Genomic DNA, 25233 nt, shown 5'->3' with positions numbered 1-25233 from the left:
TGTAAACAAGACGTACAAGAGCATCAGCTTGACGCCTGTTCCAAAAGTAAATATCAGAGGCTGAGAACGCTGCTGTGATTTTGCGTCTTCTTTGCCAGCTGGTATTCATGTGATTGTGTCAGATGTTGCAAGGGGAGAATGCATGTCGAATATCGCTGGAAAAGCGTATGCCATGAACGTGATCACACCGATCCGCTGGTATATGACCTGGATTAACAAGGTTATCTTCTGGGTGGCGCTCAAGATGCCATCGACGCTCAAGGGTTTGATTACGCTGTCGCTGATTCATTACGCGCGCTGGGTCATCATCGGCCGCAAGCAGTTCCCGCATTTGAGCAAGCATCAGCCCAAGGAAACGCTGAATTATTCCTACATGCTGTTCTTCAGTAATTTCAACGGTAGCTGGGCGCAGTACGTCGATTCGTTCACGTTCTCGATCCCTAGTGGCCTCGATCTATTCTGGAAATGGAATATCCGTTATCCACGCTCGGTGCCGCTGACGCCTTTCCACGAATACATTCAGTTCAATCAGATTCAAACCGATCATTACTACACCGCATATCCAATGGCGGCAGCGAATGACATCAAATCGGCGAAGACTTTGAAAACCCAATTGCTGGCTTTCGACGCCAAGTACAACAGCGCGCCGCCAGATGAATTTCTGAAAAATTACAAAGCCTTGTTGCGTAGTCTGCAGCACGATATGGGCACCATGCAGCCCTTGCCGATTATCAGTCTGGCAGATCAGGCAAAGGGAGAATGACATGGCCAATACCAGCGGCAACGCCTACGCATTAACCTGCCTGTGTCCTATCGAAAAAGGTCACCACAACGGCACTGCTTACAGTGATGAAGTCAGACATCGTTTGCAGAACTGGGGCTTGCTCGAACACAGCCCGATGGCCAAAGTGCCGCAAATTTATTTGTGCCGCTACTTTGTATTGGACGACGTGTACTACGAGTCCCTGGCTGGCACTGAATTCGGCGGTACCTTTTATGACTTCATGTCGATTTTTTCAGACAAGTTTCGCCGCAAGGCATTGCCTAGAGAAGATCACCTTAAATCCAAATATATCGTTTTCTCCTGCAACCTGCATGGCGATCTGGATGCCTATCTGCGCGGCATGTGGGACGCGATCAGCGATGACATCAAACACATCTGGCAATTCTGTTACGGCTTCGATCAAGTCACCGATGCGGATTCATTTGTGGTCTACATCAAGAAATGCCAATTGAGTGCTGCCTTGTTCTTTGTCGGATCGAACGACGATCCTTTGCCAGAACAATTGAAAGCGCTTTATCTGAAGCAGGAGCTTTCGCGTTTCGCCGCCGAGCATCAAGGCTTGCCAGCAGCGGAATTGCAACTGGCCTATCAAGCATTCATTCAGCGTGTTGAGCCGCTCAATCTGGCGGGGCCGGCGTGGGCGCCAGGTCAATCCACTCTGTAAGAAATTAAAGGATAAACATCGTGGAAAAACAGTTAGATCTGCTAGACATTCAGGGCAACGTAATCAAAGCCTACGGTCGTTATAACTTTCCGGTGGCGCGCTATGTCTTCTTGAATATTCGTGATGGCGAACGTGCTCGGGAATTTGTCGGCGAGGTAACCAAAGAAGTCACGACCGCCGTCAGATGGGATGACGGCGTTAATCCGATCCGCAAGCCTTTGGCGACCGTCAACATCGCGTTCACTTATCAGGGTTTGAAGCAACTCGAATTGCCGCGCGCATCGCTGATCGGCTTTCCTATGGAATTCGTCATGGGGATGAAAAAGCGCAAGGATATTCTCGGTGATGACGGTCGCAGCGCGCCCGAACATTGGGACCCGATCTGGCGCGACAATCGCGAAACCGATTGGCTCAAAGACGTACACATCTGGATTTCGATCAATGGTCAAACGCCTGCCGATATGCAGAAACGTTATGAATGGCTGCAAGAATTGGTCACGCGTAGCGCCGATGGCGTGGCAATTTTGTCAGGTAATCGCGGTGACAACGGTGTCGATAATTTGCCGTTCCAGGACGTGCATGTGGTGATGCAAGATGGCAAGCCGACCAGCAAGGAACATTTTGGTTATACCGACGGTATCGGTGATCCGGTATTTGAAGGATTGCCGGGCAGGCCGGAGCGCGTCATCGGTCGCGGCAAGCAAATGAAGGATGGCAAATGGGCGCCGCTCGCGACAGGTGAATTTATCCTCGGCCATCGTGACGAAGCCGATGAATATCCAGAAGCACCAGCACCGCAATTATTGTCGCGCAACGGCACCTTCATGGTGTATCGCAAGCTGCATGAAAACGTCGGCACCTTCAACGCGTATCTTGAGCAAGAAGGCGCGAAATATCCGGGCGGCAAAGAACTGCTCGCGGCGAAGTTCGTTGGTCGCTGGCGTGATAATGGCGCGCCTTTGGTGGATGCGCCGGATGCACAGAGCAAGACCGCATGGGATGCCAAGTTCCTGGACGCGAGCCCGGTCGAGCGCGACAAGATGTTGAGTGGCTTCACCTTCAACAACGATAAGGATGGCGCGAAATGTCCATTCAGCTCGCATCTGCGCCGCATCAATCCACGTGCCTCGCTAGAGACAACGCCGAATGCATTTGAAACACCAGGCGCATTGGCAAATCGCCGTCGCGTCATGCGCCGTGGCCTGCCTTACGGCGATGTCAAGGATCCTAAGCGTGACGATGGTAATCACGGCATCGTCATCATGATGATCAGCGCCAGCATCAGTCGCCAGTTTGAATTCGTGCAGCAGCAGTGGATCAATTACGGCAACGATTTCCACGCGGGTAACGACAAGGAAATCATTCTCGGCAATCATGGCGCGGATTTGTCGAGCCGTGCAGTGCTGGAAGTAGAGAAGGACAGCGACGATGCGCCATACTTCCTCAACAAAATTCCACGCCTGGTGGAAACCCGTGGCGGTGATTACTTCTTCATTCCCAGCATGACGGCATTGCGGATGATTGCCAAAGGGATCGTCGATCCAACTTGATGCCGGAGCAAAGATAGTAGATTCAATAGGCAATCACAGGGAGTCGCGGGGTTAATCTTTACCGCGATTCCCCGCTGATTTGCAGCCTACGTTTTGCAGAGTGATGATCGTATCAAGCTATGATTCGTCATAATGAATGCCCGCATAGATACCTTTGTGGCACCACCGTGTGCCGAAGACATCGCCATCCTTTATCAGGATGACGCGATATTACTGATCAATAAACCCAGCGGCTTGTTGTCGCTATCAGGCAAAAATCCGCTCAATCTGGATTCTGTGCATTACCGTTTGGTGCAGCAGTTCCCGACGGCTTTGCTCTTGCATAGGCTTGATTTTGGTACTTCGGGAGTGATGATTGTCGCGCTCAACAAGGCGGTCGCGGCGAATATCAATCGACAATTTCAAGCACGTACTGTGGTGAAAACCTATCAGGCGATATTGGACGGGCACGTAGCTGCAGATGAAGGCGATATCGAGTTACCGATTGCCAAAGATCCTATTAATTTTCCGAAACTGAAAGTTTGTTTTGAAACTGGCAAGGCTGCTAGTAGTCATTTTCAGGTTTTGGAGAGACGGATCGGGCCGGATACTACGCGGGTCCTGTTCACACCAAGTACTGGGCGTACTCATCAATTGAGAATTCACAGTGCAGGAATGGGACATCCTATTCTGGGTTGTGATCTGTATGGCACGTCTGATAGTCAGCGTATGGCCGGTAGACTTTTGTTACATGCTACAGGAGTGGATTTTGATCACCCCGTTAGTGGTGGGCGAATTTTTGGTATCAGTGAGTGTCCGTTTTAAATCGATAGTTCGAATGTCACCCAAACTGTATTGCTGTCACGTTCGTAAATAGAAAAGGGTCTAGCTTATAACTAGACCCTTTATATTTCATGCGCCTCCAAGTCAGGAAAAAAGGTAATAGATTCTTCTTCTTTCCCCCCCACCTTAATCTGTAAGTTTTTTATCTGGTAACTAGTGGACTGGAAGCGTCGCTGACTTCTCTCTCAAGTTTCCAGTGGATGCCGTCGTCCTGCGAGCCATAAATTCGGCCATCATGAGTTTTAATTAGCAGATGCCCAAGTTTCTGCAATGGCTCCACATAGCCTACAAATTGACGGAGTTCTAGCGCAATATTTCCAGAATAGCGCGGAAGTTTGTCGCCAACCTTTTGCCAACTCACCCCGCCATCTTGTGATCGGAACAACTCAAAGTCACTACTAGACCAACCGATCGAACTTAGTTTGTGGTCGTACATTATTTTAGCGTCGCGGCAGACCATATCGCCTCCCGGTTTTTCAGGCTTGATCCAGGTAATGCCATGATCTTTTGAATAAAAATCACCGCCGCAAAGAATGTCTTTATCCAAGGAGGTGCGGAGTTGCAAATTTCTGCTTGGGCCATCCGACCACACCTTGTTTGTTGCATCGTAACGATAGCGGGTAATGTCAGAGCCAAATGCCTTCATTTTTAGTCCAACAAAGAAAATATCTTTGGGAGTTACCTGCGCAAATGACAGATACGTGTTCTCGAATGGGACTTCGCGCAGCATGTTCCACTTGATTTGGCCACAACATGGGGATGTAAATATTTTTATTGCCCCCTTTTCTTTAGAGATTGCGACAAGCTCACCGCTCGACAAGCGTCCTAACTCAACGACAGTTCCTCCAAAAGGTAAAGACACGTCTTTCCAGTTTTTTTGGTCTCCCGTAATTAATATAACTCCATCATCAAGCCCTGCTAGTACTGTGTCTTTATTTATTGAGAGCACCGAAAATACAGGCATCTTTAACCCGGTATCTATTGATAGCCATTCCCCGTTGGATTTTCTCTTTAATAATTGTCCGAGTTCCGCTCCAACCCAGTAAGTTCCATCATCGGCATGATGTGGTTTACCTGTTGTTAATACATTGCTTTGCGCTTTATCAAGGAACTTTGTATCAATAATTGAAGGTATATCCCAAGTTAGGAACGGTTTGGAGATAAGTCTAGGTGCATCTTCAGGGACGTACCGCCGCAAAGTCGCCTCTAGTTCAAGTTTCGAATTTACTTTTGTCATTTGCATTTTTCGCCGATCATTTTCGATTGGCATATACACAATCAAAATACCTAGATCCGTCACCTGGCCGTCTTGTACTGTGAATGTCCCCAGATTTTCTTCAGTTGATGTGGAAGAGGTATTATTAATCAGCCAGTCGGTGAATAGTCCCGTAAAGAAACCGGATAACTCTTCTATTTTGTACTTATCTTGTGGAACTTGTCCGATAAAGACATAGCGTTTTGAGCCAAATGACGTTTGATTTTTGAGACGAAACGCTTCGTTCGTAGTAGTAGATCGAATAACGATTTCATCCCAAGATAAGCTGCTAGACAGGGCAAGTCGATTGCCTTCCATCTTTAGAAGTACAACGCCAGTATTCGGCTCGATTTTGGTAAGCAATTCAGCGGTAGTTTTCCCTGTTGCGCAAGCGCTTAATAGTGTTGCAACGATACAGATTAGAAAAACTCTTTGGATAAGTGAAACATCGCGACGCATAAATTATTAACCTTGTTAAAAATTGTGGGGGTCTTAATTAAATTAGAACAACAGGTCTTACTTAAAATTATTAAAAAATACTGGTGGCAGTAAAAATGAAGCGAATACTTCTAAGTTAATGCTCACCCTATTTGTTGATGCAAGGGTTTTTAGCCCAGTCAAAGATTGCAATCAAATTTCCCAATCAGTAGGCTCCCGCCGCACCACATTATTCCGCTCATGCCGGAACGTAGAAATCGCATCGTAAACAATCTTGCGCGCACGATTGATACCGCCTAAAGGCCTATGTGCAGGCAAGCTATGCCAAGGCGTAAAAGACAGATTTTCTCCAAAGTTACGTTGCGCTTCACTAACAAATTCTTGTTGCGGAATGCGTATGGTGGCGACTTTGCGGAAGGGCGATTCCGATTCCTTCCATTCATGGCCGGGATCTTCTATCGGCATGCTGCTCGCATCGACTTGCAGTTGCACGGTGAAGTCGAACACGGCTTCGCGTTGCGATAACTGCCGCACCATCGCCTCGCGTAAATAATCCGGTCCGGCATTTGCAGGAATTTCATCAGGATTGGTCACGCGGGGGATCGCCGAATACTTGACTGCTGTTTCACCAAACAGATACGGCGTCGTGCTCCAGTAACGAGTCTGCAGTGGGTTGGCGAATTTTTTCAAGGACCTGATTAGGTTCCAGATCACGCGCCAGTGTGTGGCGAAGTAGCTGATCTTTGCCCAGGTGCTGCCGGTCATGGCCTTGATCAAGCCGTCGAATTCGGCCACGTCTGCGGTGACGAAAACATTGGTGGTGATGACGATGAAGTCTTGCGTCTGCGCGTTTCTTTCCGCTTCCAGCAATTTATCGCCTTCAACGCCCATCAGCTTGATCGCCATGCCGCGTATGTCGCGCGAGGTGTCGGGCTGGATGGTGCCGTCCTGATTTGAAAAGCGTATCCATGCCTGATAAGTGCGCGCTTCTTTAAAAATGCCTACTTGTAATTCAGGCGGCAAGTCGGGTTCTATCGTGAACTCGGCTTTAACCAGGCCATGCATTTTGGGGTGGGCATCGCGGCGCATGATGCCGGTCGGATTGTCGCGAATGATTTTGGCTTGGAGCCGGGCCGCCAGGTCGCGCGTGTCTTCGATCTCGTGGGCTGGAATGATTTCCTGAGCTAGTGCATTTTTGGACATGATTTATTATTGATTTGATACCACATCGTTGCTGCGCAGCAGACATTTCAAGCTATATTACGTGGGGCGGTGGACCGAGTAATACTTGTCTATCATCAACTGTAATTATTTCTTTGGCAAGAAAAAGCGAGACGTTTTCGTCAGTTTGAATATCAGCGGAGCATCACATCAAACTTCCACAAGCATCGAATTGGTCAACATTGTCGAAGCATGCAGGCCCGGTCAGAACCGGCTTGCATCGCTCCATGTTTTTTCGTCCATCGATCGCATCTGATTCCGAGCCACAACTAGCCGCAACGCCAACAGATATTCCGTACGACTTGGGTGCCGCGCTCGCTTTGTTTGTTGCATTGATACATGGCTTGCGCGAAGTGCATCAGCTCACCGATCTGCATCAGGCTTTATGCCTGGCTAATTTACGTTTGCTGCAAGACGGTTCGGTTGAGTTGCGCAACGATGCCACCGTGCCGCTTGCTTATAGTTCGCCCGAACAAACCGGCCGCATGAATCGGCAGGTCGACTACCGCAGCGACTATTACTCGCTCGGTATCGTGTTCTATGAACTGCTGAGTGGCAATTTGCCTTTTGAGTCGGAAAGCGTGATGGAGCTGGTGCACAGCCACATCGCTAAAAAACCATTGCCGCCTAGCCGCCTCAATCCTGCGATCCCAGAAGTCTTGAGCAATATCGTCCTGAAGTTATTGGCGAAGAATGCGGAAGACCGTTATCAAAGTCTGGAAGGTTTGCTCAAGGATGTAGAGCGTTGCCAATCGGCGTTCGCTGAGTCAGGCGTCGTCGAGCCCTTCACACTGGCACAAAGCGATGTCTGTGATCGCCTGCAAATTTCGCAAAAATTGTATGGCCGACATTATGAATACAGCCGCCTGCTGAATGCGTTTAAACGTGTCGCAAGCGGCGGTGCCGAGTTGCTGCTGGTCAGTGGTTACGCCGGCATTGGTAAATCGTCGCTGGTGAATGAGATCCACAAACCTGTCGTAGCGCAGGGCGGCTATTTCATCTCCGGCAAATTCGACCAGTTCAAACGCACGATTCCTTATTCAGCTTTCAATGACGCCTTCCGCGAATTGATGCGGCAAATCCTGACTGAGAGCGAAGCGCGGATTGCCGAATGGCGTAACAAGTTATTGAAGGCGCTGGGACCAAACGGCCAGTTGATTATTGAAGCGATCCCCGAGCTGGAATTCATTATCGGCAAGCAGCCGCAAGTGCCATTACCGGGTGCGACGCGTAACAGCTTCAACTATGTGATGCAGAATTTCGTCAGCGTGTTTACGCACTCTGATCATCCGGTGGTTTTGTTTCTCGACGACTTGCAATGGGCGGATGCGGCCTCGTTGAAACTCATCACGCTGTTGATGAAAGATCTGGACGATCCTTGTTTGTTGATGGTCGGTGCGTATCGCGACAATGAAGTCGATATTGCGCATCCCTTGAATCTGACGATAGATTTGATTCGCAAAAGTACGATCGTGACCATCGTCGAAGTCAGTCCTTTGATGGAAGACAGCATAGAAGAGCTGGTGGCCGATACGCTCAAACGCGATGCGGCAGAAACGCGGCCGCTGGCACAACTGATTTATCGCAAAACTCTGGGCAATCCATTCTTCATCGGCCAGTTCATCAAGAGCTTGCACAGCGACGGTTTATTGCAGTTCGAAAATGGTTCGTGGAATTGGGATATCGAGCAGATCAAGGCGTCGAATATTACCGATAACGTCGTGGAATTGTTGACCCGAGAGTTGCATCGCTTGCCGGAAGCTACGCAAAGACTGTTGATGATTGCCGCATGTATCGGTAACCGTTTCGATCTGCAAACGCTGGAAACCGTCAGCCAAAAATCCAAGCAGGAAATCAGCGAGTTACTACACGACGCTTTGCAAACCGGTCTGATCATTCCCGCCGAACATACGGTTGCAGCAGTAGCGCTGGCGCCTACGTCTTATCAATTTCAGCATGATCGGGTGCAGCAAGCCGCGTATGAAGGTGTCCCCAAACATGAAACAGATGCGGTGCATCTGGAGATAGGCCGCTTGCTGCTGAATAGTTTGTCATCAGCCGAGCAGGAAGAACAAATATTCAACATCGTCGATCACCTGAATCAGGGACGAAATTTGTTGGGGCAACAGCTAGAGAAAGACGAGCTGGCTAATCTGAATTTGCTGGCGGCAAAAAAGGCGCGCAAATCAGCCGCCTTCGATGTGCATTGTGATTGCATCGAAATTGCAGACGAGTTCGGTAGCGATGACGACTGGAGCAAGAAGCCTGACTTCATGCATGAGTTGTATATGGAGTTGATCAACGTTTCTTTTGCGCGCGCTGATTATCGCGAGATGGAACGCTTGTGTCAGATCGTCTGCGAAAAGAGCGCGACGCCATATCAAATTATCGCCGCCAAGGATTACTTGATCCGCTGCTACGGTGCGATTTACAAGCCGCAGGAATTGATGCGCACCGGGATTGAAATGCTGGAAATTTCCGGCATCAAGGTGCCGGTCGATCTCTGCGAAAAAGATATACGCATTGCACGGATACGACTCAAGCTGGCATTGCGCGGTAGGGATATTCTGGACTTGGCCGATTTGCCGCCCGCAACAGACCCGCAATATTTATTGCAACTGCATGCGACGATGGCATTTCTTGGTTACGGCTTTACGTATCTTGCCGGTTCCAATGTGGTGTTGTGGGTCGCGTTAGAGATCGTGCGTCGTTCGATACGCTGCGGCTCATCGCCGAACTCTGCCTATGCCTACGCCGTATGGGGTCGTACGCTCGCCGGCAAATTCGGCAAACACAAAGAAGGCTACAAATTCGGCAAGGTTGCTGAACAACTCGGTGGTCATAAACGATTGCTGGGAGCGGTCGGTATCTTCCACGGCATTATTCGTCATCATCGCGAACACTTGCGTTTGTCGCTGGAGCCTTTGCTGGATACCTACGTCCATGCGATGGAAACCGGCGACAGGCCGGGCGCGATGGTTGCGCTGTCATTCTCGGATGCGATTCGCTTTCAGTCTGGTGGCAATGTACAGGACGCGTTGATCACGATACGCAAGGATCTCGATATCTATCGCAAGATGGACTACGCGGCCTTGTTGGGCGTGATGATTCCGTGGGCTTTGCTGTTCTCACGTTTGGTCGGTGAATCCATTACTGATATCACGCAAGGACGCGAGCAGGAAGATTACGCATTAGCGCGCAAGAATGCGGCCGATCCTTGGGGCGTCTTTTATGTGCGTACGATACAAGCAATAGGCGAATATTATTTCGGCGAATTTGGCAGTGCACATTTGCATGCGAAAGAAGCGATCGCCTTGCCGGGGTTTGATTTTGGTACCCCGTCTTCGGGATTTTTGATGTGGGTGCATTCGCTGTCCGAACTGGCACGCTGCCGTCCTTATGAAAATAGCAGCAAGGCTTTGGCAAGCGTGAAGGCGATGCAGGCGCGCTTCAAGCCATGGGCGGAGAATGCGCCCATGAACTATCTGCATAAATGGCAAATGGTGGAAGCGGAACGCTTGCGCGTTGCCGGTAAATATAAGCAGGCAGAAGAATTCTACGAACGTGCGATCAAGGGCGCGCGCGATAACGGCTTCCTGAATGATGAAGCCTTGTCGCATGAATTGGCTGGCAAGTTTTATCTCAGCGTCGGTAAAGAAATCAATGCGCGCATGCATCTGGAGCAAGCGCATGCCAAGTATGAAGAGTGGGGCGCGTTTGCGAAGGCGCTGCAACTTGAGGCCGTTCATTCCGCATTGCTGGCGCGCGTGATTGCGCACAAACGCGCAGATACGCGTGGCTTGGCCGAAGCGCGCGAGCGGCAAGTGGATATTCAAACGGTGATTCGTGCATCGCAGGCTTTGTCGGGTGAAATTCAACTCGATAAACTGCTGTCGAAATTAATGCATTTGCTGATTGAGAATGCTGGCGCGCAAAAAGGCGCCTTGCTGGTGATGGAGCATGGACGTCTGTTTGTGCAGGCAGAAATCAATGCCGACGCGATTACTTTGCAGCAGGACTTGGCTGTAGAAAAATGCGAATACCTGGCGCTCTCTGTCATTAATTACGTCAAACGCACTGGTGAAAAAGTTGTGTTGGGCGATGCTGCTCACGATAGTCAATTCAATGGCGATCCGTACATAGAGCGCGAACAGCCGAAATCCATCATGTGTCTGCCTTTGCAAAAGCAGGGGCAATTGGTCGGCATGCTGTACATGGAAAATAATCTGGCAGTCGATGCATTTACCGCTGAGCATGCAGAGTTGCTGCAGATTCTATCAACGCAGATTGCGATCTCGCTGGAAAACGCCGCACTGTACAACGACCTTGAACAAAAAATCGAAGCACGTACCCAAGCGCTCAGCCAAAAAAATGCCGAGTTGCACGATACTTTGAATTCATTACGACTCACACAAAAGCAATTGGTGGAAGCCGCCAAGCTCGCTTCTCTCGGCCAGTTAGTGGCCGGTGTCGCGCATGAAATCAATACGCCGGTTGGTGTCGGTGTGACTGGCGCATCCACGCTGGCGGAAGAAACGATGCGTCTTAAATCACTATTCCAAAGCGGTGACATGAAGCGCTCGGATCTGGATGCGTACGTCGGCACCGCGACCACCATCAGCAAATTGCTGCTGTCGAATATGGAACGCGCAGCGACACTGATTCAAAGTTTTAAAGACGTGGCGGTGGATCAAACCAGTGAGGAACGACGCGTCTTTCGCTTGAAGGCTTACATCAATGAAGTGCTGTCGAATTTGAGTCCGATGTTGCGCAGGTCCGAACATCGTATGACAGTCAATTGCGACGACATGATAGAAGTTGATACTTATCCTGGTGCCTTGGCGCAGATCATTACCAACTTTGTGATGAATGCATTGCTGCACGCTTTCCCTGACGATAGATCGGGTGAAATGCTGATTGTGGTGCGCAATGTTTATGCAAAGGGAGTGGAAACCGATTTGATCGAATTGCGGTTTTCCGATAACGGCATCGGTATTGAGCAAGAGAATCTCACCCAAATTTTCGATCCATTTTTCACCACCATGCGTGGACGTGGCGGCAGTGGTTTGGGCTTGAACATTATTTATAATCTGGTCACCGGCAGCTTGCAGGGACAGATCACGGTTGAAAGCCAGGTTGGCGTTGGCACCACCTTCATTGTGCGTTTTCCGCGCAATCCTGTCGCGTCTGCATCGGCCGCCCCATTAATAAATCCATCAGCTGAAGCGCAAGCTGTACAGCGTTTAGCGTAAGGCGCCACATGTTTGATGATTTTGCATTTGCGCCTGAAAAAGAAGGCGGCCTGAGCAGCACTGAAGCTCCGTGGAAAATTCTGATTGCCGACGATGAGGAAGAAGTTCATCAAGTGACGGCAGTCGCAATGATTGATGTGCATTTCAAGGGACGCAAGCTGGAGTTCCTGCATGCATATTCGGCACATGAAGCACGCGATATGCTCGCTGCGCATCACGACATCGCCATCATTTTGCTCGATGTGGTGATGGAAGAAGAAAATGCCGGCTTGAGGCTGGTGCGCCAAATTCGCGAACAAATGAATAATCGTCGTGTGCGCATTGTGTTGCGTACCGGACAGCCAGGACAAGCGCCGGAACGTGATGTGGTGGTTGATTACGACATCAATGATTACAAATCCAAAACCGAATTGACGCGCCAAAAGCTTTTGACTTGCGTCATTTCTGCCCTGCGTTCCTATGACGATATCGTTGCATTGGAAAATTTAAGTCGCGATCTGGAAAGTCAGGTCGCTGAACGTACGCGTGAATTATCGTTGGCAAAAGAAGAGGCCGAATCAGCCAATCGCGCCAAATCAGATTTTCTGGCCGTCATGAGTCATGAAATCCGCACGCCCATGAACGGCATGCTCGGCATGATGCAACTGGCGCTGATGCAGGCAGCGAATGACGAGCAAAAAGAACAGCTGGAAACGGCGCAGTATTCAGCTGAAGCCTTGCTGACGATCTTGAATGACATTCTGGATTTCTCGAAACTGGAAGCTGGCAATCTGGATTTTGAGTCTGGCGATTTCGACTTGATCAAGACGGTCGATGGCGTCATTGATTTGATGCGTGCCAGAACCGATAGTGCAAGTTTGTCGCTGAATGTTGATTACGCCGACAACCTGCCGCGCACGTTGCTTGGCGATGTCGGACGTTTGCGGCAAGTCTTGCTGAACCTGATCAACAACGCATTGAAATTTACAGAGAAGGGCGGCGTCGCGCTGAAGATCGAGCAACTTCCTGCGAGCGACGAGCAGATACTTTTGCGATTTACCGTAAGCGATACCGGTATCGGCATTACACCGGAAGCGCAGGCACGTTTGTTCCAATCGTTTTCACAAGCGGACAATTCAATTTCGCGACGATTCGGTGGAACCGGCCTCGGCTTGTCGATCTGCAAAAAAATCGTCGAGATGCAGGGTGGCCGTATCGGCGTGGAAAGTACCGTGGGCGAGGGCAGCCGCTTCTGGTTCGAGTTGACGTTTTTACCTGCGGTGGCGAATCATGAAAAGGCCGCAGTTATTAGTCACACAACCCCAATCGCCATCCGTTCCCTGCATATCTTGCTGGCTGAAGATAATGCAGTGAATCAAAAGGTAGCCGTCGCTTTGCTGAAAAAATCCGGGCATACCGTGCAAGTTGCCCAAAACGGCCATGAAGCAGTATTGGCCGTGCAACAAAGTGAGTTCGACCTGATTTTGATGGACATGCACATGCCCGAAATGGATGGGCTGGCGGCGACCCGTGCCATTCGTGGCATGCCGGCACCTGTATCCGACTTGCCTATTATTGCTTTGACGGCGGCGGCGACCTTGTCAGATATACACACCTGCATGGATGCCGGGATGAACTACTTTCTTGTCAAACCGTTCAGAATGGACAGGTTTAGCGGGATTTTGGAGCAATTAGCCAGCGCCAGACCGTAAAAACCGGCCTGGCTTTTGCGGCGCAACATCCTCCATATCGCCGAAATAGCAGGATTTCCCCCTTCTTCTTCAAGCCTGATTAACAACCCATCCTCCGATAATGCTTATTAAGAAATTCCCACTGGCGTAAGCAAGGTCAGCGGAATTGACTCTCAAGCGAGGATGACGATGGAAAAGAATCAGGCACTGCGTAAAGACTTTTCACTGCAAGCAGCTGATGCTGGCAATGACGACTTCATTGATACCGTGATCGATGCGCCCAAGACTGGCGCGCGCGTAGCAGGTATGGATTTGAAGGCTATTCGTGAAGCCATCGCTCGTGTGGAAGCAGAAGCCAAAGCCACAGTCACCGCCGAGAATCGCGCCTACGCCGAAGCGCATGCACGCTCACTTGCCGAAGATCGCGTGCAAGCCGATGCCGCCGCCATCGCAGAAGCCAACCGCAACGCCAAAGCTGCTGAAGAAGCCATCGCCGCCAGCCGCGCTCGCTTGGAAGTAGAACGCCAAGCACGTGCCGCCAGCGAAGCACGTACCGTCGCAGTCAATAAGGAAATCGCCGAACTGCGCGCCCGTACCGAAGCTGATACTCAACTCGGCATCATCGCCATCGGCCGCGCCAAAGCTGAGCAATTGGCACGCAAACGGACAATCGATCAAATCGCGGAAGAAAGCGCCTTGAGCGCGCAAGCAGCAGAAGCCGCTGAAGTACTGGCGCAAGAAACCAATGTCAAACGTCAGCAAATGGTAGAGCGCATCAGCGCCACGCATATCGCGACTGAAGCCGCAAAAGCAGAAGCTGAAGAACGTGCACGTCTGGAATCGCACGTCGCTGATTTGGCGCGTGAACATGAACGCCGCGAAAGAAGCGCGCGTGAAACCAATCAAACCTTGGTTGCGGCACGCCGCGATGCGTTGGTGTTGACACAACAACGCGAAGAAGCCGATACCAAAGCGCTGGCATCAATGCTGAACCGCGTTCCAGCCGAAGTGCGCGCCCGTGAAGATGCATTGGCACGCGCTGCGACCGAGCAAGAGCAACATGCGATTGCACAAGCCCGTATTGAATCGGAACAACGTGCGCTCGAAGCAATCCAGGCGCGTCTGCATGCAGAAACTGAAATGCGTGCCGCAGCAGAACGTCGTGAACATATAGAAACCATTGCAGCGGTCGCCGCCCAATCTCGTCGTGAAGCAGATGAACGTGTGCGCGTCGCGACCGAAGCGCGGATTCAAGTTGAAAAACAATTGCAGACTTCGGCAATTGCCCGTGTAGAAGCCGAACACCAAGCGGATGAACAAACACGCGCGCGCATCGCGGTTGAAGCACGCGGCGAAGAAGAAGCACGCCAACGCGTCATCGCTGAACAGCAGGCCGAAGCGGCGGCACGTGTGCGCGCTGAGCAAGAACAACGCGGCAGAGAATTGGCAGAACAACGTATAGCGATGGAACGCGCTGCAGCGGAAATGGCAAGCGCTCGCGCCGCATCCGAAAAATTTGCAGTCGATAAAGCAGCTGAGTGCGCCGTTCTGCAACAGCAGATGGCTGAAGTCGCGGCGCAGCAAGCACAGCAAGCGCTGGCCTTGGCGAACGCAGAACATCAACGTCTGGAAGCAGAACAAAGCACCTTGTTGGCATTGCAGGAAAAGAAACAGCTGGAAGCAGCAGCCGCAGCTACCGCGAATGCGCGTGCAGAAGCCGGCAAAGAACAAGTAAGTTTGTTGCAGCAACAACAAGAAGAAGCACAAAAAGCCCTGGCCGCTGAAGAAGCACAAAGCGCAGCGCTCAAACTCAAACTTGAACAAACCAAAGAACAAGCTGATCTGAAACGCGCAGCCGCAGAAGCTGCATTGGCGCAAGCGCGTGAAGCAGTCGCGTTGGCCAAAGTGCAAGCACAACGTTTGCAAGATGAGCAAAAAGCATTGGCGATCACTCAGCAGAAACTGGTCGCTGAGCGTGAGCTTGCGCAAGCCGTGCAAAAAGAAATGCAATCGACACAAGCGCGTATTGCAAAAGAAAACGCCGCACGTGCTGCGGCGGAAGCACGTGCACGTGCGAATGAAGAAAATGCTGCTTTGCTGGTACAGCAAGAACAAGCTGATAAAGAATTAGGTGCAGCACGTCAGGCTGAGTTGATCGCCAACCAGCATATTCTGGATCAGGCTAAAGCCAAGACTGCATTGCAAAGAAAAACAGCGCATCTGGCTTTGGGCAAGGTTCGTCAAATGGTCGAACTGACACGCGCGCAACGCGAACACGCCGAAGCAGAAGCATTGGCCTTGCAGGCGCTGGAAGAAAAATGCCAGATCGAAGCCGCTGCAAAAGCGGAAGCAGAAGCGCGCATTCAAGCCGATCTGCAACAGATGGAATTGCTGCGCGAACGTGAATTGAACGAACGCAAAATTCGTGAAGCAGCAGAAGCGGAATGCGTAGCAAGTCGCGCAGTGCTGGAACAAACACGAGTCAAGGCAGAGCTGCAACAAGCGAGTGCATTGGCATCTGAACAGCGCGCGACAGAAGCACTGGAATTGGCTCAGGCTGAACGTGTACGTAGTTTGGCTGAACAAAAAGCATTGGCGGCAATTCAGCAAAAATTGAGCAGCGAACAACAAGCGCGTGCTGAAGCTGAAGCGATTATTTTGCAGGAGCAGGAAAAAGCCGGTTTGTTACAGGCGCAAGCAGATGCTGATCATGCATCGCGCACTGCCAATGAAGCTATTTTGCAGGCAGAAAAGCAAATGCTGGAAGCTGCTGCACAGCAGGCAGAACAGCAACGTCTGGCCGCGCAAGCTGCACAAACCGCAGCGAAGCAAGCCGTCGAATTGGCCAAGGCAGAACGTGCCCGCGCCGATATCGAGAAAAAAGCGATGGATGCGATTGAAGAAAAGCTGCAGGCTGAACAGCAACGTCTGCAAGGCGCTGCCAACATGTTGCGCGTCACGCAAGAGAAGATCGCAGCAGAGAAAGCTGCATTGCTTGAATCAGAATTAAGAATTCGGGCTGAAAAAGAACAGGCAGAAATTTTGCGCAGCAGAGAACAGGCGCAACAAGCGATGCGTCATGCGACAGAAGTGATTTTGATTGCAGAGAAAAAATTGCTGGCGACTGAAATGCAGCAAGTCAAAGCGCAAAAAATCGCAATGAAAGCGGTAGAGCGCAAGGCACTCGATGCACGCGAACTGGCGCAAGTCGAAGAACAACGTGCGTTGGCTGAACAACGCACTTTGGCGCTGCTGGAAGAACAACAACTGTTGGAACAGCAACGTCTGGAAGCCAGCGAAATCGCCCTGACCGCAATCGAGGAAAAATTGCAGGCCGAACAAAAAGCCTGCACTGAAGCGGAACTGACTGCCATTGCTGAAATGGAAATGGCTGAAGTTTCCAAACAACGCCTCGCCGTAGAAGCCGAAGCACGTTTGGCACAAGAAGCGCAGCTGGCAGCAGAACGTGAAGCATTGGCGGCGGCAGAAGAGAAAGCAAAAGCGGTTAGCGCTGCGCTGGAATTATCGAAAGCCGATCAAGTTAAATCCGATCAAGAGCAAGCTGAAGCAGAAGCGATGGCGCGCGATTTGATTTCGCGCATCAGCGATAGAGGCGAGCAACATGAAGAATGGCGCGTACGCGCTGCTGCAGTGTTGGCTGAATCCGGTGCGTCAGTGCCGCACAAAGCCAAATCCAGCGCGCGCATGTGGACCTCGATTGCAGCTGGCCTGGCATTGTTTGTCGGCGTGGCAGGTTGGAATGTTCAGCAAGATGTTTTCCACATGTTCGCACCGCAGGCTGGCAAATCAGTGGCATCCGTGAGTAACGTTTCTACCGGCGCAGTTGCACCGGCCACGCTGCAAATTTCGTATGCCTTGTCCAGTGTTCCGAATGCTTTGGCAAAGGCAGCGCAGAGCGCAGAGTAAGTTCATACATCAGCTTGGTCGGGTAAATCTTGGCCGTTGTTTTCTCATGCAGGAGGGCGTCAGGCAAATCAGCCTTGCGCCCTCTTGGTGCATTCAGGGCGGCTGTTTTTTATTACGGTTTTAACCGTTCGCGTATGCCTTCGATCAGATAAGTTGATTTGCTTGCCGTACGCAGCTGAATCCCGGAAAATCCATCCTTTAAGCCACATCTTCTGACTTCAGCTTTTTCGCGTGCTTGCGCGCCTCTCAAAACGTAGCCATCGCGCCACATCGCTGTATCGCAATCGGTTGGGGAAGATGCGCGGTTTGTCGTACTATATTGGCTGTGCGCATTTATCTCATAACCATAATAAGGAAAACCATGTTATTCGCGCCACGTCGCACCTTCAATTCAGGCTTACGTTACGTGTTGAGCCGGACCTTGGCTTTGTCTCTGGCAGGATTCTGTGTTTTCCCCGCGATGGCCGATGATCTATCCGATGTTTCGCAATTATTGCGCTCGGGTCAGCATGTTGCAGCATTGGCAAAAGCCGATGCGTTTTTGACTAAAAATCCACGCGACGCGCAAATGCGTTTTCTGAAGGGCGTGATCCTGACCGAGCAGAACAAGTCGGCAGAAGCGATCGCGATTTTCAGCAAGTTGACCGAAGACTATCCAACACTGCCTGAGCCATACAATAATTTGGCCGTGTTATATGCATCCAGCGGCCAATACGAAAAAGCCCGCACCGCGCTCGATATGGCGATACGCACCAATCCAACGTATGCCACCGCTTACGAAAATCTGGGCGATGTACACGCCAAGCTGGCGAGCCAAGCCTACGACAAAGCACTGCAACTTGATAACACCAATAGCGGTGCCAAATCCAAATTGACGATGGTGCGTACGCTGGTTGGCAATACAAGCGGCGGCACCAATCCAAAAGTTGCGGTGGTTGCTGCAGCACCTTCAGCGCCAGTAAAAGCCGAGCCTAAACCCGAACCTAAAGTTGAACCTAAGCCTCCTGTGAAAGAAGTGCCTAAGATCGAGCCAAAGGTTGAAGCGAAGCCTGAAGTAAAAGTCGAAGCCAAACCAGATCCAAAAATAGAACAGCAAAAGCAGGCACAAAAACAAGAAGCCGAAGCCAAGGCTAAAGCCAATGCCGCTGCCGAAGCTGAGCGCGAGCAAGTCATGAGTGCTGTGAACGCATGGGCGAAAGCCTGGAGCGCACGCGACGTCAAAGCGTATCTGAATGCTTACTCCGCCGACTTCGATTTGCCCGCCGGTCAAACGCGCAAAGCATGGTCGGATGAACGTCGTGCTCGCATCGAAGACAAAGGTCGTATCAGCGTAAAAATCGAAACGCCGCAAGTCACGGTAAGTGGCAATACCGCGACCGTAAAATTCCGTCAGATTTATGATTCCGACCGTACCAAAGCTAACAGCCGCAAAACGATGGTGCTGGTCAAGCAATCTGGTAAATGGCAGATCAAGCAGGAGCGTGCGGGTAGCTAATGGCAGGTTCTAGAATCAAGTTGCGCTTAATCGCACGTCGTATTGGATGTTGGACAGGTGCCGCCGCTTTAAGCTTACTGGTCGCTGGTGGTGCCAGCATGCCAGTGCCATCTTTTGCTAGCGGCACTAAACCGGGTGTGCCGGCACGCCTCGATCCGGAAATCATGCTGATCGAGGTTTATAAATCCCTCGCTGCAAATCGTTTGCGCGATGCTCAAGCCAAGGCCGATGCCTTGGTTGCGGCCTATCCAACCTTCCGGCTTGGCCATTTGGTACGCGGCGATTTGCTGTTGCTGCATACGCAAACTATCAAGACCTTTGGCGCCGCGCCTAATGCGCCGCCTGACAAACTCAATAATCTGCGCGCTGAAGCGATCGTACGCTTGAAGTCTTTGCGCGAGCGCCCGGACCCGAACCTGATTCCGCGCGTCATTCTGCAAATGCGCGATGATCAGAAAAAAATTGTGCTGGTCGATGCCAAACGTTCTCGTCTCTATGTGTATGAGCGTAGCAATGACCAATTAAAACTGGTCAGCGATTACTACGTTAGCCAAGGCAAACTCGGTGTCGAGAAATTCAAGGAAGGCGATCAAAAGACGCCGCTCGGTGTCTACTACATCACCGCACGTTTAGCCGGTGCAAAGCTGCCTGATTTTTACGGTCCTGGTGCCTTGCCTATTAATTATCCGAATGAATGGGACAAGGCGAATGGTCGCAGTGGCTCGGGGATCTGGTTGCATGGCGTGCCGTCGGATAGTTACAGTCGCCCACCTTTGTCCTCCGATGGTTGCGTGGTTCTCACCAATGCTGATTTGAAGGAGTTGTCGGCAACGGTTGAAGTCGGCAATACGCCAGTCATCATCAGCGACGATCTGAAGTTTGTCTCAAAGGCAAAATGGGAAGCCGACAAACTCAGCGCCAACAAGATGTTGGAATCATGGCGCGTCGATGTCGAAAGTACAGATCCAGATCGCTTGCGCCGTCATTATTCGCGCAGCTTTAAAGCACCACGCGGCCAGACTCTGGATGGCTGGTTGACCAAGTTACAGCAATCTACTTTGGGTGCGCGCAAAATTGATGTCGCTCTGCGCGACGTGACTTTGTTCCGTTATCCTGATGGCAAAGATCAAAAGGAAATGATCGTTGCAGCTTTTACTCAAGAAGCTGTGATCGGCAAAGGCAAACACGTCACGCGCAAACGCCAGTACTGGGCGAAAGAAGGCGCGCAGTGGAAAATAGTTTCCGAAGCTAATCTCTAATATTGCGTCTTCAGTGTTTCGTGAATTGCATTAATTTTCCGTAGGAGAATTGATGCAATTTCCATCATGATTTTCTCCTGTATTTCTGCACGACATTCTTCCTTTTATCCGCATCGTCTTCATACTTCTTTACAGTTGTAAAAGACTATTTCTCCCGTGGATTTCCCTAACGCGATCTATATAGTGATTCCATGCCGAAGCGATTTATAAACCAAATCTGGTTTTCGCTACGGCTTACAGGAGTCAATCATGCTGCACAAAAAATGGATAGGTATTGCTCTGCTGGCGACAGCCGCAGTCTCGACGACAGCTTCTGCGGATAATCGCGGTGTCAATACGGCATTAGGTGCAGTAGTCGGTGCCGTGATCGGCAATAGTGTTGGTGGTCAAGATGCAGCCATTATTGGCGGCGTGCTGGGCGCAGTAGTTGGCGCCAGTGCTTCCAGTGGCCGTAACGACGATCGTAATTATGGACGTCACCAGTCGCAAGGCTATTACCAGCAAAAACCGTATTACCAACAAGCACAGCCTGTTTATTATCGTCCAGCGCCAGTGTATGCAAGACCGGTTTATCGCGACAACTATGGTCAACGCAACGACTATCGCGATCGTTATCAAAATGATAGACGTCGCGGCGAATACATTGGCTATGATCGCGGTGATTATCGTCGCTAAGTAATTTTTTAAAACTGAATGCACGCGTAAAAACGTCAAGCTTGGGAGGGCGTAGTCATCAATCAGATGACTACGCAACAAGCCGCAATATTGTTAGAGCTACAAACGTTACAGCGCATTTTTTGCAGTGGAATAGAAAGAAGCACGCGTGCATGAGTAAGCACTCATACAGACGATGCATTTTTTTCTTTTCACTTATTGGAAGAAAGGCTGTTTCGATGAAAACATTCAATGCACGTATAGCGAAGCGTTTAGTCATTTCGCTGGCAGGGCTCGCGGCTTTAGGTGGCTGCGCAGTCGTCCCATATAACACTGGCTATTACGACCAACCGGTTTACGGCGGTCCGGTGTATGCGGCACAACCTGTGTATGTTGCACCGGCTGTAAATTTTGGACTTAGTTATCGTTCGCGTGGTTATTATGGCCCGCGTTATTACGGTGGTGGCGGTTATCGCGGCCGTGGTCGTTGGTAATCAATGTGTCTAATGCTTCAAACTAATGCACGTAGCAAATAAAAATGGCTAGTCAATTCGACTAGCCATTTTTTATATTCGCAGATAAATATCAGCGACGGTAATCTCGGTAATCACGAGGAGGTCCACCGCGATAGTAACCGCCGCGAGGACCGTAGTAATTGTCATAGCGTGGTCTAGGTGGGTAATATCCTCCGCCATAAACAACTACCGGTGCAGGTGCATACACGACTGGTGGCGGTGCGCTGTAAACAGGAACCTGGCTACCGTAAATAACCGGTGGTGCGTAGTAATTGGAATAGTTGTTGTAGGCGGGCTGTGGCGAGTAATAAACTGGTGGTGGCGGGTAATAACCGCCCACGCCCAGATTGACCGACCAGTTCACACCGCCGGCCATTGCCGACGTCGCTGCCATAGTCAGGACGCTTGCCAACCCGCACAGTGCAATAATTTTTTTCATGGCAATCTCGATATTGATAATGACATTTAACGCTTCACAAGCATTTTCGACTACTTAAAATTCGTAACAATCTGTATCGATTTCTTGATGGCTACATGCTTTGCTATGGCTTCGTCATCACTTCATTATTCAAGCGATAACAATTGCGATTTCTTTGTCTTGCATTTTTAATATTCAAAATGCAGAACGGCATTATTAATTCAATTTTTCATCTTTTTTAGGATCAGTCGCTACCAACAAGCTGCAGCGTATTTTTTCAACCAGCAATGCATCAGTGGCACCGCGCCACCAGCGCATCGCCAGCGATTGATGACGTGAATGGCCGACGATAACCAGTTCTATTCCTAGCTTATCGACCAAGTCTGCAATCGTGGGTACCGGCTCACCGATTTCAATATGGGTCTGGACTTGCAAGCCGGCTGCGCGCAGATAAGCGCCGCCTTCGCTCAACTCGTGTTCCATTTTTTTCTTCTCGGCTAGAATTTCTTCTTCTATGCCGACCATCGCGACCATCGCATATTCACCGATGACGACCGAGGGTGGGGGATTGATGACTGCGAGCAGATGAATTTCTGCTGAGGGATCAGGAGCCAGCCTTATACATTCCTGCAAGGCGGAGCGGCTTTCTGATGTGCCGTTGTAAGCGACCAGAATCTTGCGATACATAAGGCCTCCTGATTAGCGATAAGTACACTCTTAGTATATCGCTAACAGCAGATCGGGCAAGTTAGGCGATGACGGACTTATGTAAGAGTGGTTATGTATGCGGAACGTTCAGGAAGCCTCTTTTTGCTTTAAACGGCTGAAAGTGAGTCCGGTCAGCACCACACCGATTGCTCCTACGCAAATCACCGCTGCGGTACCAAATTGTTCCACTGCAAGTCCGGCCAAACCGACCCCGGCTGATTGGCCCAGGAAGAAGCAGGCAGCGAAGGTGGACACAGCCGCGCCGCGCCGTTCAGGCGCCATTTGCGTAGCGTTCATCTGCAAGGTGTTGTGAAACATGTAGAAGCCAAGGCCTGCAGCGAAACATGCGGGAATCGCCCAATACCAGGCCGGTGCAAGGCCAATCGTCAAATACGCTGCCGCAACGATAATGCCGCCCCAGCGTGACAATCCCTTTTCACCGAGACTGCGCACCAATCGGCGTGAAGTGGTCGCATACAGAAAACCGCCCAAGCCATACAACATCACTAGCGCGGCCGCATTGGTCAGCGAAATATTGTGGACGCGATGCAGATGCGAAGCGATGAATGCGAACGCGCCATACAAAAATGCACCTTCTAAAAATACCGTCACCAGCACGATGCGCGCCCACGGTTTGGCCAATACTTGCCCAAATTCATTGATCATCCGGCGCAAGGCTGAGCCTGCGACTTTGTGCGTGGTGAGCGCGTAGGCCGGCAGTTTTCGATTGAAGGCAAACAGCGTCAAGCTGACGAAGACAAAGTAGAAGGCGATGCCGAAGAAGGGCAGACGCCAGCTGAAATAGTCGGCCGCCAATCCGCCCAGCAATACGCCTGCGGAAATACCAATGATCTGCCCGATCAGGAACTGCGCGAGTACCGGTTGCCTGTCGTCATACGGCACCACATCGCCTATCCACGCCATCGATAAGGGAATGATGGCGGCAGCGGTCGCCCCGGCAGTCAGGCGCGCAATGATCAGTAAAGGGTAATTAGGTGCCAGCGCGCACAACAGTGCGGTGAAGGCGCAGGCCATGCACGCCCAGGCAATCACCAGATATTTGCCGAAGCGGTCGCCGACCGGGCCGAAGAACAACTGCGAGAAACCATACGCAATCGAAAAAACTGTAATCACATAAGAAACATTGCCGAGCGACATGCCAAATTCCGATGCCAGCCGTGGCAGCAATGGATCTGTCACCCGCAGCGAAATCGCGCTACCGAAGGCGGCGAGCGATAAGGCCGGTATGGCAAGGGGTGGAATAGGGGATGCAGATTGTGCGGCGGCTTCGTCGGCAGACATGGAGCGATTTCAAATTATGCAGAGCAAAGAAGAGTACAACAAATTGGCTAAATACATGTACACATGAATGGATACACCCGTTCTGCGAGTCCTATTGGAGCCTGATTAAGCAGGGCTAAGCAACTCTGATTTGCGCACTAAAGACACCTAAAAATAAGTTTGCAATAAGACATTTATTCTCTTGCCGAAAGTCTTCCTCTTTTCCTACAAGCTTTCGCGCCGCTGTCCTATATTGCTAAAGCCGCCATGCAGATACGATCCTTCCCATGCCGCAACAGACCTTCTCGTTTTGAATGAGAAAAAAGGCAAGGCCAAAATCAGAATTTCGACACTCTGAATACGACCAAACGATTGAAAGAAATAAATCAGGAGGTGCATGATGTCTATTCTTCAAACAACTTTACCGGATGCCTCAGCTGTACTCAAAGAACGAGTCGCAGTTGAGTGGCCGGGTTATATCAAGGCTTGTGCCGAGATTGCAGAACGTCATGAAGATGCCGTTGAGCGCGTATTGCGCCGCAAACGTTACAAAGCCATGAAATATCTGGGCGATGCTGTACGCAGTAGCCTCGTCGGATATAAAAAAACTGAATCGCGCATATTCACTCCAGAGTTCGTATCCGAATTAGGTGCCGAGAATTCCAGAGCGCGTGTGCGTAGGAATCCGTGGCTGGATTCCAGAATGATTGCCAAGGGATTGGGGAAATCTGCTGCAGAGAGCGGAAACGTTCTGCCATTCGGCCCGCAGATTGCAGTGTCAGATATGACAAACGAAGCAGCTGTCTGATCATTTCTTCGAAATGATCTCTACTTTTAAGAATTGAGAGCGATATTATGAAACGCCATTTCATCTCACTGTTTATATGTGCCGTCACTGTAGCTGGTGGCTTGTTCATCGTGTTGAATCCAGCTGCTGTATCGGCGGAAACAAGCGCTGAAAAATTCGTCGCGCAGACAGAGGTCAATACTCTGGTGACCATGGCGATTCCACCTTATAAGTGGTAAGACCTAAACGCTGATTTTCAAATACATAAAAAAGCAGCAGGCCTGTGAAAATCAGGCCTGCTGCTTTTGTTTTGATATTTTAAATAATAGTGAAACAGAGTTCTGACATTGAATTTTTGACTTAATTTTACGGCTTGTTTTGTCTCAAGCGCATTACCCTCAGGCGCGCGTTCGCTCGTCTTCTCAAGCTTTTCAAAAAGCCATATAAAAGCACAGAACTGCAAGTACGGACGCACTGACCAGCCAACCTCTATAGTATTTGCTACCCATTTTATGCTCCGTAATTAAGTGTTT

At 50.5% G+C, this 25233-nt stretch carries 18 protein-coding genes; 13 read left to right on the top strand and 5 right to left on the bottom strand.

Translation table 11 applies throughout. The features are described 5' to 3' along the window. The first annotated feature begins 142 nt into the window (after positions 1-142). From Q7T66_RS07905 to Q7T66_RS07890, 4 genes are all read left to right on the top strand, one after another. Positions 143-763, top strand: a complete 621-nt coding sequence (locus tag Q7T66_RS07905; RefSeq protein ID WP_304932791.1) for a hypothetical protein — start codon at positions 143-145, stop codon at positions 761-763. A gap of 1 nt (position 764) precedes the next feature. After that, positions 765-1448 carry a hypothetical protein gene (locus tag Q7T66_RS07900; protein ID WP_304932790.1) on the top strand — a complete coding sequence of 228 codons (684 nt, stop codon included), beginning with the start codon at positions 765-767 and terminating at the stop codon, positions 1446-1448. A 20-nt stretch (positions 1449-1468) separates the two neighbouring features. Then, the gene (locus tag Q7T66_RS07895; protein WP_304932789.1) at positions 1469-2998 is read left to right on the top strand and encodes a peroxidase; all 1530 of its coding nucleotides are present in this window, start codon (positions 1469-1471) and stop codon (positions 2996-2998) included. 132 nt (positions 2999-3130) lie between these two features. Continuing rightward, a complete protein-coding gene (locus Q7T66_RS07890) occupies positions 3131-3802 on the top strand; it encodes an RluA family pseudouridine synthase (RefSeq protein WP_304932788.1) in 672 nt (223 codons plus the stop codon). Between the two features lie 160 nt (positions 3803-3962). Here the strand turns inward: Q7T66_RS07890 and Q7T66_RS07885 are convergent, their stop codons facing one another. Together Q7T66_RS07885 and Q7T66_RS07880 are read right to left on the bottom strand one after the other, a co-directional pair. Further along, the gene (locus tag Q7T66_RS07885; protein WP_304932787.1) at positions 3963-5534 is read right to left on the bottom strand and encodes a hypothetical protein; all 1572 of its coding nucleotides are present in this window, start codon (positions 5532-5534) and stop codon (positions 3963-3965) included. Positions 5535-5705: 171 nt separating this feature from the next. Continuing rightward, on the bottom strand, positions 5706-6716 hold the full coding sequence (locus Q7T66_RS07880; protein WP_304932786.1) for a catalase family protein: 1011 nt from the start codon (positions 6714-6716) through the stop codon (positions 5706-5708). Positions 6717-6916: 200 nt separating this feature from the next. Here Q7T66_RS07880 and Q7T66_RS07875 point away from each other — a divergent pair, with 200 nt between their 5' ends. The 7 genes from Q7T66_RS07875 (at position 6917) to Q7T66_RS07845 (ending at position 21485) form a co-directional block, all read left to right on the top strand. After that, positions 6917-11986 carry an AAA family ATPase gene (locus tag Q7T66_RS07875; RefSeq protein WP_304932785.1) on the top strand — a complete coding sequence of 1690 codons (5070 nt, stop codon included), beginning with the start codon at positions 6917-6919 and terminating at the stop codon, positions 11984-11986. A gap of 8 nt (positions 11987-11994) precedes the next feature. Continuing rightward, on the top strand, positions 11995-13677 hold the full coding sequence (locus Q7T66_RS07870; protein ID WP_304932784.1) for a response regulator: 1683 nt from the start codon (positions 11995-11997) through the stop codon (positions 13675-13677). A 168-nt stretch (positions 13678-13845) separates the two neighbouring features. Further along, complete coding sequence (locus Q7T66_RS07865) at positions 13846-17583, top strand: hypothetical protein (protein WP_304932783.1); 3738 nt, start codon at positions 13846-13848, stop codon at positions 17581-17583. A gap of 361 nt (positions 17584-17944) precedes the next feature. Further along, positions 17945-19078, top strand: a complete 1134-nt coding sequence (locus Q7T66_RS07860; protein ID WP_304932782.1) for a tetratricopeptide repeat protein — start codon at positions 17945-17947, stop codon at positions 19076-19078. Further along, the gene (locus Q7T66_RS07855) at positions 19078-20337 is read left to right on the top strand and encodes a murein L,D-transpeptidase family protein (RefSeq protein ID WP_304932781.1); all 1260 of its coding nucleotides are present in this window, start codon (positions 19078-19080) and stop codon (positions 20335-20337) included. Before Q7T66_RS07860 ends, Q7T66_RS07855 begins: the two co-directional genes overlap by 1 nt. A 249-nt stretch (positions 20338-20586) precedes the next feature. Then, positions 20587-21012 carry a glycine zipper domain-containing protein gene (locus tag Q7T66_RS07850; protein WP_304932780.1) on the top strand — a complete coding sequence of 142 codons (426 nt, stop codon included), beginning with the start codon at positions 20587-20589 and terminating at the stop codon, positions 21010-21012. 218 nt (positions 21013-21230) lie between these two features. Next, positions 21231-21485, top strand: a complete 255-nt coding sequence (locus tag Q7T66_RS07845) for a hypothetical protein (RefSeq protein WP_304932779.1) — start codon at positions 21231-21233, stop codon at positions 21483-21485. 91 nt (positions 21486-21576) lie between these two features. Here Q7T66_RS07845 and Q7T66_RS07840 read toward each other — a convergent pair whose 3' ends face one another. From Q7T66_RS07840 to Q7T66_RS07830, 3 genes are all read right to left on the bottom strand, one after another. Continuing rightward, positions 21577-21945, bottom strand: coding sequence for a hypothetical protein (locus Q7T66_RS07840; RefSeq protein WP_304932778.1), 369 nt, complete (start codon positions 21943-21945; stop codon positions 21577-21579). A gap of 195 nt (positions 21946-22140) precedes the next feature. Continuing rightward, on the bottom strand, positions 22141-22611 hold the full coding sequence (locus Q7T66_RS07835) for a universal stress protein (RefSeq protein WP_304932777.1): 471 nt from the start codon (positions 22609-22611) through the stop codon (positions 22141-22143). A gap of 108 nt (positions 22612-22719) precedes the next feature. Next, positions 22720-23934 carry an MFS transporter gene (locus Q7T66_RS07830; RefSeq protein WP_304932776.1) on the bottom strand — a complete coding sequence of 405 codons (1215 nt, stop codon included), beginning with the start codon at positions 23932-23934 and terminating at the stop codon, positions 22720-22722. A 379-nt stretch (positions 23935-24313) separates the two neighbouring features. On the opposite strand from Q7T66_RS07830, the gene Q7T66_RS07825 reads away from it, so the two are divergent. Then, the gene (locus Q7T66_RS07825; protein WP_304932775.1) at positions 24314-24721 is read left to right on the top strand and encodes a hypothetical protein; all 408 of its coding nucleotides are present in this window, start codon (positions 24314-24316) and stop codon (positions 24719-24721) included. Positions 24722-24768: 47 nt separating this feature from the next. Further along, positions 24769-24939, top strand: coding sequence for a hypothetical protein (locus Q7T66_RS07820; RefSeq protein ID WP_304932774.1), 171 nt, complete (start codon positions 24769-24771; stop codon positions 24937-24939). Positions 24940-25233: the final 294 nt, after the last annotated feature.

Source organism: Herminiimonas sp., from assembly GCF_030655415.1.
This window is presented reverse-complemented; position numbering and strand designations above follow the sequence as displayed.